The organism is Metasolibacillus sp. FSL H7-0170 (assembly GCF_038593115.1).
GTDB classification, from domain to species: domain Bacteria; phylum Bacillota; class Bacilli; order Bacillales_A; family Planococcaceae; genus Metasolibacillus; species Metasolibacillus fluoroglycofenilyticus.
On record NZ_CP151964.1, the window covers coordinates 979,910 to 994,255 of the forward strand.

13 protein-coding genes are annotated in these 14,346 nt (G+C 40.0%); all 13 read right to left on the reverse strand.

Annotated elements, in window-relative coordinates; all coding sequences use genetic code 11:
• Positions 1-9 precede the first annotated feature (9 nt).
• The 13 genes from MHH70_RS04710 to MHH70_RS04770 all read right to left on the reverse strand — a co-directional run bounded on the left by MHH70_RS04710 (position 10) and on the right by MHH70_RS04770 (position 14,052).
• Positions 10-1,503, reverse strand: coding sequence for an aldehyde dehydrogenase family protein (locus tag MHH70_RS04710; RefSeq protein ID WP_342472684.1), 1,494 nt, complete (start codon positions 1,501-1,503; stop codon positions 10-12).
• Positions 1,504-1,519: 16 nt separating this feature from the next.
• Positions 1,520-2,170, reverse strand: coding sequence for an ethanolamine utilization microcompartment protein EutL (gene eutL, locus MHH70_RS04715; RefSeq protein WP_342472685.1), 651 nt, complete (start codon positions 2,168-2,170; stop codon positions 1,520-1,522).
• An 11-nt stretch (positions 2,171-2,181) separates the two neighbouring features.
• Entirely contained in the window at positions 2,182-3,162 is a 981-nt protein-coding gene (gene eutC / locus MHH70_RS04720; RefSeq protein WP_342472686.1) for an ethanolamine ammonia-lyase subunit EutC, read from the reverse strand.
• A 9-nt stretch (positions 3,163-3,171) separates the two neighbouring features.
• On the reverse strand, positions 3,172-4,539 hold the full coding sequence (locus tag MHH70_RS04725) for an ethanolamine ammonia-lyase subunit EutB (protein ID WP_066164079.1): 1,368 nt from the start codon (positions 4,537-4,539) through the stop codon (positions 3,172-3,174).
• A 6-nt stretch (positions 4,540-4,545) separates the two neighbouring features.
• Positions 4,546-5,964, reverse strand: coding sequence for an ethanolamine ammonia-lyase reactivating factor EutA (locus tag MHH70_RS04730; RefSeq protein ID WP_342472687.1), 1,419 nt, complete (start codon positions 5,962-5,964; stop codon positions 4,546-4,548).
• A 17-nt stretch (positions 5,965-5,981) separates the two neighbouring features.
• On the reverse strand, positions 5,982-6,482 hold the full coding sequence (locus tag MHH70_RS04735; protein ID WP_107942474.1) for a EutP/PduV family microcompartment system protein: 501 nt from the start codon (positions 6,480-6,482) through the stop codon (positions 5,982-5,984).
• Positions 6,483-6,492: 10 nt separating this feature from the next.
• On the reverse strand, positions 6,493-6,834 hold the full coding sequence (locus MHH70_RS04740) for a BMC domain-containing protein (RefSeq protein ID WP_066164095.1): 342 nt from the start codon (positions 6,832-6,834) through the stop codon (positions 6,493-6,495).
• Positions 6,835-6,860: 26 nt separating this feature from the next.
• Entirely contained in the window at positions 6,861-8,093 is a 1,233-nt protein-coding gene (eutH, locus tag MHH70_RS04745; RefSeq protein WP_066164099.1) for an ethanolamine utilization protein EutH, read from the reverse strand.
• Between the two features lie 80 nt (positions 8,094-8,173).
• Positions 8,174-8,752 (reverse strand): response regulator, encoded by a 579-nt coding sequence (locus MHH70_RS04750; protein ID WP_066164103.1) that lies wholly within the window; start codon positions 8,750-8,752, stop codon positions 8,174-8,176.
• Positions 8,745-10,175 (reverse strand): PAS domain-containing sensor histidine kinase, encoded by a 1,431-nt coding sequence (locus MHH70_RS04755; RefSeq protein WP_107942473.1) that lies wholly within the window; start codon positions 10,173-10,175, stop codon positions 8,745-8,747. The genes MHH70_RS04750 and MHH70_RS04755 overlap by 8 nt, the downstream gene beginning before the upstream one ends.
• Positions 10,176-10,443: 268 nt before the next feature.
• Positions 10,444-10,617: a 30S ribosomal protein S21 gene (rpsU, locus tag MHH70_RS04760; RefSeq protein ID WP_004227078.1), complete on the reverse strand. Its 174-nt coding sequence runs from the start codon at positions 10,615-10,617 to the stop codon at positions 10,444-10,446.
• 265 nt (positions 10,618-10,882) lie between these two features.
• The gene (gene deoC, locus MHH70_RS04765; protein ID WP_342472688.1) at positions 10,883-11,551 is read right to left on the reverse strand and encodes a deoxyribose-phosphate aldolase; all 669 of its coding nucleotides are present in this window, start codon (positions 11,549-11,551) and stop codon (positions 10,883-10,885) included.
• Between the two features lie 251 nt (positions 11,552-11,802).
• On the reverse strand, positions 11,803-14,052 hold the full coding sequence (locus MHH70_RS04770; protein ID WP_342472689.1) for an excinuclease ABC subunit UvrA: 2,250 nt from the start codon (positions 14,050-14,052) through the stop codon (positions 11,803-11,805).
• Positions 14,053-14,346 lie beyond the last annotated feature (294 nt).

A 14,346-nucleotide genomic window follows, 5' to 3' on the forward strand; every position in this document is an offset into this window, starting at 1 on the left:
TTCCTCCAATTAGTTGTTTTGTAATGTAATTTGTTTTAATACTTGATCAACAATTTGCTGCACCATATCAGCATTAACTTCTCCTGCTTGGGCAACCTGCTTTTCTACAATCGCCTCTAGCGGCTCGTACTGTGGTTCTGGCACAGTTACATCTTTCGTGCCGTAAGCCATACGTTTAATATTGATTAAATGCCTTGCTGTGACATTGTCTGATGTAATATTGCCACCAAACGTCCCACAGCCTAGCGTGAAGGATGGAGCTAATCCTGTTGTTCCTCCCACTGCGCCAATAGATGATAGAGTGTTAATAACAATGCGTGATACTGGCAGTTCAACTGCGAACTGCTCCGCCAACGCTGCATTTTCAGTATGAATTGAGCATGTATGTCCACGTCCACCAATATTTAACAAATCAATCATTACTTGCTTTGCCGCTACACTATCCTTTACAGTATAAAGGGCAAAAATTGGCGATAATTTTTCAAGTGAAAACGGAATTTCTTTTCCTACTTTTGTTTCTAAACCGATAAGCACCTTCGTACCGGCTGGCACTGTAATGTCTAATAAGTCAGCCAAACAAGCGGCTGATTTTCCAACAATTTTAGGGTTGACCTTGCCCGGTGTAGGAGAAATGAGCTTCTCCATTTTTTGCTTTTCTTCCGCTGTTAAAATATAGGCTCCCTTTTTCTGAAGCTCTGTAAGTAATCGCTCCGAAACTGATTCATCAACAATAATCGCTTGCTCCGTTGCACAAATCGTTCCGTTATCAAATGATTTACTTTGCACTAAATGCTGTGCTGCCTTAGCAATATTGGCTGATTTTTCAACGTAGGCTGGTACGTTTCCTGGTCCAACACCATATGCGGGCTTACCTGAGCTATAGGCAGCCTTCACTAATGCCCCGCCACCTGTTGCTAAAATTAAATTGATTTGTGGATGCTTTAATAATTGCTGTGTTGCGTCCATGGAGGCCATCGTTAAGCATTGTAACAAGCCCTCTGGTGCACCCGCTTGCTCAGCCGCGATTCGGCAAACATCTAAAGCCTCGGCTGTACATTTCACAGCATACGGATGTGGGCTTAAGACAAGTGCATTTCTCGTTTTTAATGAAATCATCGCCTTGAAAATAGCCGTTGATGTGGGATTCGTAGTTGGTACGATACCTGCAATTACGCCGAATGGACTTGCGATTTCAGTAACCTTTGCAGCACGGTCATAGCCAACGATACCTACTGTTTTTAAGTCTTTAATATCTTCATAAAGGTCTCTTGAAGCTACTTCATTTTTTATTTTTTTATGGTTAGGAACGCCCATGCCTGTTTCTCTGACAGCCATTTTCGCAAGTCGGTCCGCCTCTTTAAAAGCTGCATCGGCTACCGCTTTGACAATTTGGTCTACTTGCTGCTGTGAAAATTGCATATAGGCTGCCTGTGCTTCACTTGCTTTTTTCACCGCATCACGCATTTCCTGTATTGCTAATAAATCTTTGTCTAATGTAGGCACTCACGTCGCCTCCTTTCTAGCTTATTGGATTTCTTGCCAAGTTTTCGATGGCTTCTTTAAATGCATCGGCTGCTGCTTGGCAAGATGATTGTGAGCCACTTAATAAGCCGCCCCCAAAGTTTGTTTCAGACGGAGGTCCGAAAAATACTTTTAGCTCAACATCTGCCGCCTTTAAAGCTGCATCTAGACCTACTACTGCTTCAAGTGGCGGGGCAATCAAGTAAGCAATTGCTGTGCCAACCTCCACTCCTGCCTGCTCCGCAAGATATGTGCCACAGCTTGCTACCGTATGCGCAAATAGGGTATGTCCGTCATTTCCTAAAATAGCTTCAAAATAGGTGTCGAATTGTACTTTTTGTTCAATCGCATCAAGCCCACTTCGCACCTCATCTGGGGAGCTACCAGCAATGATGCCAATCACCTCTCCTGATAACGGACCCGAGGCATGAGCTGCTCCTGCATAAAAGCTTTTTGCGTAGACAACATCGACATCTGCTTTTTTCGTCGCTTCATCAAATGCTACATAGCCAACATCATCAATTGTTAATGTCACAAGCCCTAAGCTTTTTTGATGGGGCTTTAGTGAGAACTGTTCAGCAAGCTCCTGATTGACGCGTGGAATAATTTGTAGCGCCAAAATTTCAGCCATTATTTTTTGAGGATTCATCTGCTTACCTCCTAGCTTTCTTTCTCGACAAGCGCTACACCACTTGCCTTGTGTTGTAAAATTCTTTGCACAACTGTTCCTAAATAAGCGCCAGCCTCCAAAGGCGGGATGCCCCCTTTGTGAATATTAGAAATAACCATACGCTCTGCTTCAACAGTACCGATTCGTGGCTTATAGCATAAATAAGCACTCATCGACTCTGCAGAGACAAGCCCTGGCCGCTCACCAATTAAGTACACAATTACTTCAGGCTGTAAAATTTCGCCGATTTCATCCATTAAGGCTACACGCCCTTTATCAATGTAAAACGTCGTACCAATTTCGATATTCAAATTAGTCAAGCTTTGCTGTAATGATAAATAGACATCCATGACGTTTTCCTCAACAGCACTTGCACTTAAACCGTTGGAAATAATAATTTGTACTTGTGGGTTGCTTTTACAATTCGCTTGAATAAATTCTTTCGATTCATCGGACAGTCTTCGTCCTAAATCAGGTCGCGTAATATATTCCTCTTTATCTGTTACTCTCGTAGTTACTGTAGATACATTTAATTTTTGCAGTAGCTCCTCAGATACTTCACCGTAAACAGCGTCGACTGCCGCTGCATGGTCGAGGCGGAATTTTAACCATGTTTTCGTTTTTGGCCTTGTCCCCGCTCTGCCGACACCAATTCTTGCAGGTGTATGCTTGCGGGCTGCCAGCACACTTTCAGAAGGGCTATCTGCTTCAAATTGAAAGACTTTTGCTTGCGCATTTGTTAAATTTCCTTCTTCATTATCCATTGGCAATACTTGTTCTCTTGCCGGCGCGTTGTTGTACAGCTTGATTAACGAACTATCAACCGGCGATGTCTCAATCGTTTCAGGCGTTTCAAGAAGACGAAATGTTGCATTATTTTGCGCTGCTTCAGCTACTTGCTGTGTTACTGTTTTGCCATTCATTTTCTCCATCACAAGCTGTGTGATTTTGGTTACTAATTCCTCATTCAAGTGATCCACCTACCTTTCAAACAGCGATATATCGCCTGCTCTTGAAGAAAGACGACCGTTTTCATAAATGCCCATTTTCTCTAGCCAAGCTAAATAGGCTGGTGCGGGTGTTTTCCCTAAAGTTTGCAGCAATGTCGCTACATCATGATAGCTCATCGATTGATAATTCAGCATGACATCATCTCCCATTGGCGCAGCAATAATAAAATTGACGCCAGCAGCAGTTAATAGCACACTTAAATCCTCAACATCATTTTGGTCTGCTTTAATATGGTTCGTGTAGCAAATATCCACACCCATCGGTAAACAATGCATTTTACCCATGAAATGGTCTTCAAGCCCTGCTCGAATTACTTGCTTATTGTTGTATAAATATTCCGGACCAATAAATCCTACAACCGTATTGACGATGTATGGATTAAAATGACGAGCAAAGCCGTAGTTACGCGATTCAAGCGTTAGTTGGTCAACACCGTAATGCGCCTCGGCTGAAAGCTCGGAGCCTTGCCCTGTTTCGAAATAAAATAAATTCGGACCAGTGCCTGTGCCCTGCTTTTTAATTAATGCCTCAGCCTCACGAATCAAATCAGCGGAAATACCGAAGGAACGGTTTGCGATTTCTGTGCCGGCAATACTTTGGAAAATCATATCTGCTGGTGCACCTTGCTGAATGGCCTTCATCTGTGTCGTAATATGTGCTAGCACACAGTTTTGTGTTGGAATGTCCCATTCATTGATAAAGTTTTTTGTTGCATGCAATACTTTTTTTACACTTTCGACTGAATCATCTACAGGGTTAATACCGATAACTGCATCACCAATTCCGTAAGACAAACCTTCCTTCAAGGAGGCGATAATTCCATCGATATTGTCTGTTGGATGGTTCGGCTGTAGGCGTGATGCCAATGTCCCCTTATGCCCGATTGTAATATTACATGTTGATAAAACTTCTACTTTATTGGCTGCATGTACAAGGTCTAAATTGGACATAAGCTTTGTCACAGCCGCAATGATTTCGGAATTCATTCCTTTGCTCAGACGCTTTAACTCTCGGTCGCCTGTATCATTCGATAAAATATATTCACGCAGTTGCTCAATGCTCCAATTTTTAATTTCTCCATAAATTTGCTCATTGACATCCTGCTCGATAATGCGTGATACTTCATCATCCTCTGGAATAAGTGGGTTTTCTCGAATATCCTTTATTAATAATTCGCTTAATACAGCCTTCGCTGCGATGCGCTCCTGCACCGTCTCGGCTGCGATTCCCGCAAGACGGTCGCCTGATTTTTCTTCATTGGCCTTCGCCATCACATCTTTCAGCGATTTAAAATTATATTTTTCTCCACCCAATATAACTGATAAATTCACGTCCATCCTCCTTTACTGTGAGTGGAATGCAAGTGTTTTGACAACAACAGGTACTACGCCAGATGGCAGCACTTCCCCGATGTCGATATAATCACCTGTTTCTACCTTAATTTGGTCAATGCAAATAATTGGCACTTCCTTATTAATTGATTGAATCGTCTGACCAATTACTTTAGCGTAATCCGATTGAATAATTAAAATAATCGGTATCGTGCTCCTTGAGGTGAATTGCTGCAAAATGACTTGGCATAGCTCATGCACATCTTGAAAGCTCAAATATGGTAGCTGGCTAAAATAGAGCGCATAAGGCATGGGGCTTTCTTGCACAGAAAAAAGCGTATTTGCCTGTGCGACTGCATTTGCAACAATGCTGTTAATATTAGCCATTGACGCATGCATATTACACTGGAAAACAGGCACATTTTTTAATGGTAAGACAGCCGCATCAACCTGAATTGTCGCCCCACTAATATCGGTTGTTTGTGTACCTGCTCCCGTCACAGTAGCTCGTGCCGTTTCTTCTGGCTTTATCCATAAAAATGATTGCAGCCCTACATGCTGTTGCAACGCTTTTGCTAATCTTTCACCGATATCGTCATATTGGCGCATGGAGCAATTATCCTCGTAAATACAAGCGGCTACACCACCTGAAAAAACGACAGCCTCTACTTGCTTTGACCAATTTGGTAAATGCCCTAATAATAACGGATGTTGCGCATTAGTTAATTGACCTGTTAGCACATGTGCAAGCACTGTGACCATTTCCTCTATACACTTGGCAATGCGCGGGTCATTTGCTGCATCACCAATTTTTAAAGGGTTATCCCAGCGCTGCATCAAACGTTCTAAAGGTGGTGAGATAGAGTGGATGACGCCATTTTGAAACTCTAATAATCTGCCACCGATATGCATTGTACATGTGCCTATTACTTCTCCATACTGAACGACTGCAATATTTGCAGTACCCCCACCAATATCAATATTGGCTATCACTTTTCCCGTTTTCTTTGATTGCTGTACGGTACCCGAGCCCTTTGCCGCAATAATGCCTTCTAAGTCTGGACCAGCAGTAGCTACTAGAAAATTTCCTGCACTATCTGAAATAGTATGCACTACCTCACTCGCATTGTGTTTCGTTGCCGATTCACCTGTAATAATAATTGCACCTGTTGAAATGTTTTCTGGCAACACATTTGCTAGTTGGTATTGCTGAAAAATAAATTGTTGTATTTTTTCCATATCAATTACATCTTTGCTTTTAAAGGGCGTTTTAATGATGGGACTTTGATGTACGAGCTTTTTCTCAATAATTTCAATACGTGGCACATGTGTTAACCCTGCTACATTGCGTAATAAGAAGCGGCTAACGACCATTTTTGTTGTACTCGTACCAATATCGATACCTGCACTCAAAATTTCTTCTGTTGTCAATTCACCCTTCCCCCCATTCACGGTTCGCAATATTCGAGATAAGGACTTGCACTATCTAACACAAATTGTTTAATTGCTGCTGTGTCATTTAATTCAATTAGCGGTGCAATAAACTCAATTCCTCGTTTTTCTAGTGCAGATGTTTTAACAATCGGCCCTCGCATCATTACATTTTTCAATAAGCTTGTTGCTCGCTCCGCATCAGCCTGTGGATGGTCAATTTTTGTAATGACACCGATTTGTATTTTTGGAATACCCAAGCTAAATTGTGGCGGAAAAACAGTGCGAGAGGAGGTCGCATCTTGCAAATAAATTACATGTGTTACCTCTAACGATGTCGCCATAATATTCCTGTAATACAATGGATTTTCAATATATTCCCCCGGTGTATCTACAATCCAATCCTCGTAGACAAGTGCCTGCGTCTTATTTGCTGAGCTATTTTTTCCTAATAACGCATTCATTAGCGTCGACTTTCCAGCTTGAACGCCACCTATAATCATCACGCGATTTTTCATATGGGCACTCCTATGATTTCGTAATTCGTGATGGTGTGTAGCCTAAGCTTTCAGATAAAAATCGATTGATTTCAATCATCGCCATTTCCACTTCTGATACGCTGCCAACAATAACAAGACTCCCTGTAAAACGGTCTAGAAAGCCAAGACGGACATTGGCAGATTTCGTTGCCAAATCTCCTGCAATAATCACTGTTTCACTTGGTGTACAAGTCATAATGCCTAAAGCACCTGCCTCCTGTATACCTAATTTTTGAAACATATCAGGATCTGGGTTCGCAATTAAATGACTCAATGTTAGTTGTTTACCAGGCACAAACTCCTGTATAAATCGTTTTTTCTCCTCGCCCACACCACTCACTCCTTACTATTTTTTACTTAAGTTAAATACTCATTTTCTTTAATTACGCCAGCTTTACGGTCTTCCTGCTCTAGTTTTAAAGCAGTTGGTACTGATAGCTTGTACGCTAAGTAAATCGCGATAATACCCGCTAATAATTTACCAACGATAACTGGTAAAATAATTGTCGGCTGGAAGTTTGCCGTAAACGATAAATGGTCACCTAGTAGGAATGCGGAACAAACACCAAATGCGATATTAATAACTTTATCTTTTGGCGGCATATCACGCACAAGTGTAAACATCGCTAAAATATTAGCTACTGTTGCTAAAAGACCCGCGCTTCCCGCTGATGATAAACCAAGCTTGCCTCCAACAGCTTCCAATGGTTTTGATGCATATTTTCGAATCAAATAAACCATTGGGAATGCACCCGCTAACATAATTCCTATATAACCGGCTGTTTCTAATGCTCGGAATTGGTCAGCTTCGTCCGCCATAATTGGGTCAAAGCCCCATGCGCCAAAGATTGTTGAGAAAAGACCTGTGAAAATTTCGACAATTGAGAACACAAGCACTAATTTAATTCCAGCATCCATAATGCGTCCAAATAACATAAAGCCTGTAATCATCGCATTTGGAACAAGCTTTAAACCAAGTGCAATTAAAATAACGAAAATAAATAACGGCAGTAAATTAATTAAAATTTGTAACACAGAAATTGCAAACACATATGTAGGTGCCTCTGTTGTGCTAATAATTTCACGAACTTCCGTATTGAATGTCACAATCATAATAGACGAAATAAATGCACCAATCGGTATCGTTAAAACTCCAGCCATAATACCTAACGCCATATACTTATGGTCACGTTTGTCTAACATTGCTAGTCCCATCGGAATGGAGAATACAATCGTCGCCCCTGACATAAAACCAACAACTAATGCCATTACCCAGCCTTCATAGGATGTTTTCAAGGCATTTGCTAGCTGATAACCTCCCATATCTGAGGCTAAAATGGTTGTTGCTGCAATCGCTGGATCCGCACCAATCATTTCGAAAATGGGGCTAATAAAATTACTAATAAACCAAGTTAAATATGGAATGGACGCCATAATACCCGCTGCAGGCACGAAAATGTGACCTACCGTATGCATACCATTCATGAACTCTTTTCCAATCCCATACTCCGCATCTCGGATTGCTCCGATTGCGCCTAATACTGCACAAATCATAATAATATAAACGATGACCGTTCCTATCATTTCCATAGACTCATACACCCCTTTATTGTTTTATCTATATAAAAAAGGCGCTTAAAGAAAAATACTTTTTCTTTAAGCGCCTTTGCTTAGCTATTTACTTGTTGGGTATTGATAATTTGCTGTGCGATATGCACCATTTCCTGCTGTGTCCGCATACTCTCATTGCGGATTTTTTTGTAAGCCTCTTCTTCGCTAATATTTTCTAGCTGCATGAGCAATCCCTTAGCTCGCTCAATGACTTTACGTTTTTCCATCTGATTTTGAACCTGCTGTAGTTGCCCACTTAAACGGTCAAACTTCTCAATTTGATGAAAAGCGACTTCCAACGCTGGTAGTACATTTTTCTCTGAGAAAGGTTTCATCACATAGCCAAGTACATTATCTTGCTTCATGTATGATAGCAATTCTTTTTCACTATATGCCGAGATAAAAAGAATTGGTATTCCAAACTGCTGCTCAATAATTTTACTTGCTTTTAGACCATCTAGTTTTGGCATTTTAATATCCATCAGTATGAGGTGCGGTTTGTGGAGATAGGCTAACTCAATCGCTATTTCTCCATTTTTCGCATGTGCTACAACCTCATAGCCATTATCTTCTAAAATATATTGTAGGTCAATTGCAATAAGCGATTCATCTTCAACAATCATTACTTTCCTAGTCATTTAGAATAAATACCTCCTCACATACAGGAAACTGAATTTGAGTATGTGTACCTCTATCGCTAGGGATAATCGTAAATGTACCCGCTAGGTCATATTCGACAAGCCGCGTAATAATTTCCATTCCTAATGATGGCTTCGCTTCATGCATACCGACGCCGTTGTCGGAAATATGGAGCGAAATAACCGAATTATCTTGATAAAAGTGAATATTTATTAAACCTTCCTTACGACCTATAAAAGCATATTTCAATGCATTTTGCAATAACTCGCTAATAATTAGTGCAAGCGATACCGCTTTTTTAGAGTGACAAAACAGTTGTAAATCATTATGATGCACTCTTAATTGAATATCAGCGCTATGTGCTGTGTCAATCATTTTGTCACCAATTTTTCTAGCTAGTGCAATGACATCTACCTTTTCTTCTGCATTGTCCTCATTTTCTAAAATGAGTTCATAGACAGAGGAAATGCTATAGATCCGATTTAAAGCTTCTTGAAAGGCCACTGTATGTGATGCTGATACCGCATTGCGCATTTGCAGACGGAGTAAGCTTGTGACCGTTTGCAAATTATTTTTCACACGATGATGAATTTCACGAATGGCGAAAGTTTTCATCATTAGCTCATTTTCTTTCAATTTCAGCTCGGTCAAATCATGAATGATTAAGAGCGTCACCTTTTCACTTTGATTGCGAATAGGAATTTTCTTGACAATAAATGATTTTCCATCAATCGTAATTTCAATGAAAAAGACATCGTCGTCTTTATCATATATTTCTTGAAGAAATGGAAAAATCTCATTTAACGCAATATTATCAAACGAATCGCGTCCTGATAACTCGGATATAAAACGATAGCCAGCAGGATTTGTATAAATCACTTTATTTTCATGATTCGTTAAAATAATTGATTCTACTAGCAAGTCTGAAACGACAGGAACTGGTTGAAAATCAGGCTTCACAATATGCTCAATCAATGCAAAAGGCATTTGCTGCACAACTTCATCGTTTTGCTCCTTTACTGCCATCCGCTTTTCCTTAATTAAGACAGCAATCACTTGCTCATCATCATTAAAAATGGGAATGACGTGTTGCTCAACCGTAATTCCTTCCTGTGTAATTGCCCTAGACACAGAAGCCCTTTCACCTTTTCTAAAAGCAGAAAATACCGCGGGTTCAAAGCTTTCAAAAACAAGCTTGCCAATGACCGATTGCTCATATAAATTATTTTGCTTTTTAGGGAATGCCTCTGCCACGACAATTGCGTGTGACTGCTCCTCAACGAGACAATCGATGAACATATAGCATTCTGCCAATTCAGCATAATACGCTAGTGTCGTTTCTAGTTGCTGCAACTTTGCAATATCTGCCGTTGATAGACTCGTATATTTTTTGCAAAGCTTTTCGATATTTGACAGGCCCAAAACCCCCTGTTACAAAATACACAAAATTGTGCTGAATTTTTGTCATTATTATAACCATAATACTATACATTTTTCAATAATAATTTATTTTTTACGAGCAAAAATTGTGCATTTTTAAGAAATTTATAGATTTATCTAACAATAAAATTACTTTTTTCGAAAGCAAAACACCCCAATTTTTACAATGTAAAAATTGGGGTGTATCATTGTTGTCTGCTCAGTGAATCATAAAATTGCGTGTTTTGAACGTAGGGATTTTAGGAAAAAATTACCACTTACGTTTACGTGCAGCTTCTGATTTCTTTTTACGTTTTACGCTAGGTTTTTCGTAGAACTCGCGCTTTCTAACTTCTTGAATTGTACCACTTTTTGATACAGTACGTTTGAAGCGGCGAAGAGCATCTTCAAGCGATTCGTTTTTTCGAACGACAGTTTTTGACATCTCTCTTTCCCTCCCTCCGAACACACGTCAATACAACACTAATAAAATCCTTAGTGTGTACTAAAAAATTATAACGCAAGATTAGCAGTCAGTCAATAAAAACTATCACATTTCAATTACGTCTCGGCATAATTATACCCAGATTTTTTCGAGCTAACAACCTAAAACCGTCATGTCCTATGACACCGGTTAACTGACCTGCATCACGCAGATCTCGCTTCAAAATCTGTGATATCTACCCTCTTTTCAGCGTGCGGCAGGGCGCTTAATAGTTAGTTTCAGAAGTTAAACCATTCATAATTGCAACGCCAGAGCTCGCTCCAATACGCGTTGCTCCGTGCTCAACCATTTTTTTCATATCTTCTAAACTACGAACACCACCAGAAGCTTTTACACCTAAATCTGGTCCTACTGTTTTGCGCATTAAAGCAATATCTTCCGCTGTTGCACCTGCTGTTCCAAAGCCAGTTGATGTTTTTACAAAGTCTGCACCTGCTTCAACAGATAATTGGCATGCTTTCACCTTCTCTTCGTCTGTTAAGAAGCATGTTTCAATAATCACCTTCACAAGCGTTCCATTTGCAGCCTCTACAACCGCTTTAATATCATTCAACACAATATCATACTCACCATTTTTGAGTGCGCCAATATTAATAACCATATCAATCTCACCAGCACCATTCGCAATGGCATCCTTCGTTTCAAATGCTTTGACCGCTGAAGTCGTAGCGCCTAATGGGAAGCCGATTACTGTACATACTTTCACATCAGTACCTGCTAAAAGCTCCGCACTGTACTTAACCCATGTTGGATTAACACAAACTGAGGCAAAATCATATTGCTTTGCCTCCACGCAAATTTCCGCAATTTGCCCCCGTGTAGCATCCGCCTTTAATAAAGTATGGTCAATCATTTTTGCATAATTTTGAGTCATGATGATAGCTCCTTTAAAATATATGTTGTACGTACAACTATATCATAGTTTACCCTTGAAAGAGAAATGTTAAATAAAAAAGCGTGAATTTCTTTTCACATACTAAGTCTCACGGGAAAATTCGTTTTAATGCATAATCATTTATTCATTTTAAAGTTAAAAAAAGGGCATTAAAATTAGCTCAATAAAAATACAAAAGATGCTTGCACAGTGGTATTTTAGCTCACTGTACAAGCACCGTTCTAGTTCTATTATTCTTGCGTCAAATGTTTAGCCGTAATCGAGCGTTCACAGCTCACAATGTCAGCGGGTGGACCCTCATATAAAATTTCTCCGCCACCGATTCCCCCTTCAGGACCTATATCAATAATCCAATCACTGTGGCGAATTACATCCAAATTATGCTCAATAACAATTACTGTGTTTCCTTTGTCTACAAGCTTGTTCATAATCGTTAAAATTGTCGCAACATCAGACATATGTAAGCCTGTTGTAGGCTCATCTAAAATGTATAGATTCCCTTTTGTCGACATTTCCTTTGCCAGCTTTAAGCGTTGGCATTCTCCACCAGATAATGTATTTAGCGGCTGCCCTAAAGTTAAATAAGACAAACCAACTGTATTTAAGCTTGTTAATTTGCGCTTAATATCCTTCGCCTCAAAAAATTCTACTGCCTCTGCCACTGTCATATCCATTACTTCTACAATATTTTTGTCCTTATACGTATATTGAAGTACTTCCTTTTTGTAGCGTGTGCCATCACATTCAGAGCAAATTACTTCTGCTTTATCCATAAATGACAAATTCAATTCAACTGTTCCAGTACCACCACAGCCCTCACAGCCCCCCGTTGAATTATAACTGAACAAGCCTGCCTCAACAGCGTTTTCATCCGAAAAGGCTTTGCGAATTGAATTCATAACACCTGTATAAGTAACAGGATTCGAGCGACTGTTGGCATGTACAGCACTTTGGTCAATGCGTATCGCTTCAGGATATTTTTTAGCAAACACTTCATGCACTAGCGTACTTTTACCAGAACCAGCTACCCCTGTCACAGCAGTCAATACCCCTACTGGCACACGTAGACTAACGTTTTTCAAATTGTGTAAAGAGCTTGCCTCGCTCTCTAAAAATTCTGCTGCAGGACGCGGATTTGCCTTGACTGTTGCTGCTGATTTTAAATATTGCGCTGTTAATGTATCGGATGTTAAAAGCTCTTCATAGCTACCGCTAAACATAATTTGTCCACCTTTGGAGCCAGCAGCAGGACCAACATCAATAACATGGTCTGCAATTTGGATAACATCAGGGTCATGCTCTACTACGAGGACGGTATTGCCTTTATCACGCAATTTAATAAGTAAATCATTTAAGCGATAAACATCATGTGGATGCAGACCTGTGCTCGGCTCATCAAATATATAAATCAAACCTGTTAAATTACTCGATAAATATTTAACCATTTTGACTCGTTGTGATTCCCCACCTGATAATGTCGGCATTTCCCGCGTTAACGTCATATAGCCAAGACCAATATCGCATAAGCTTTGCAATCTTTCCGTTATACCTCCGACTAATTGCTGTGCGAGTGGTTCCTCAATTTTTTGCAAAGTAGCCATTAACTCATCAAGCTGCATCGCTGTCATATCATAAATGGACAAGCCTAAAATTTTCGAGGATAGCACTTTTTCGTTATAGCGCTTTCCATCACATGTAGGACAGCTACACATCGTCGTAAATTGCTCTAACTTACTCGCCGCAGCCTTTGTCGTATCTTTATCTGTCTTGACATTTTGACGCATAAATTTCACAGCAACGCCTTCGTACGTTGCATTTATTTCACTATTTTGATAGGTAACAACAACTTTTTGTGGCTCCGCATACATTAATTGATGTAGCTCTTCATCTGTGTAATCATTAATTTTTTTATCATTATCGAAAAAGCCCGAGTCAGCATATGCCTTCCATTGCCATGTTCCCGGTCCAAAGCCTGGCAGTAAAATCGCCCCTTCATTTAATGATTTTTCTTTATCTAATGTTGTGTCTATATTCAATGTAATGATTTTCCCAATCCCTTCACATTGTAAGCACATTCCACTTGGGTCATTAAAGGAATAAGCATTTCCATAGCCAACGCTCGGTTTTGCAAAGCGTGAAAATAGCAGTCGCAGCAGCGAATTAATATCTGTAGCCGTACCTAATGTCGAACGCGCATTGCCACCAAAGCGCTTTTGGTCCACAACAATCGCCGTTGATAAATTATGAATTGCATCTGCCTCTGGGCGACGATATTTCGGTAAAAATGTGCGCACAAAGCTGCTATACGTTTCATTCAATTGGCGACCAGCCTCTTGAGCAACTGTATCAAAAACGATTGATGATTTCCCAGAGCCTGAAACTCCTGTGAAAACAGTAATCTGCCCTTTCGGAATTTGTAGGCTGACATTTTTCAAATTGTTTTCTCTTGCATTGACAATTTCAATATAAGTTTGCTCCATGGAAGTTCCTCCTTTAAATTTAACTTCTTAAGGCTGTCCAAAAAGCCGTGCATAGCCGGCATTTTGGATAGCGGCGATGATGTTTGACAAAAGATTGACTCAACTAAATAGAGAAGAAATCTTTTGAAAGTGAGGTGAACATTGGCTTTAACGGTGTTCACCTTCAATAAAAATAAAGCAATAAAAACCTTTATTTAAATGCGGAGGTGAAATAAAAAAGCTTTTCGGACAACCTCATCATAAGAACTCAGTCTAAGAACATCGCATACTAAGATAACGACTGAGTGACCAACA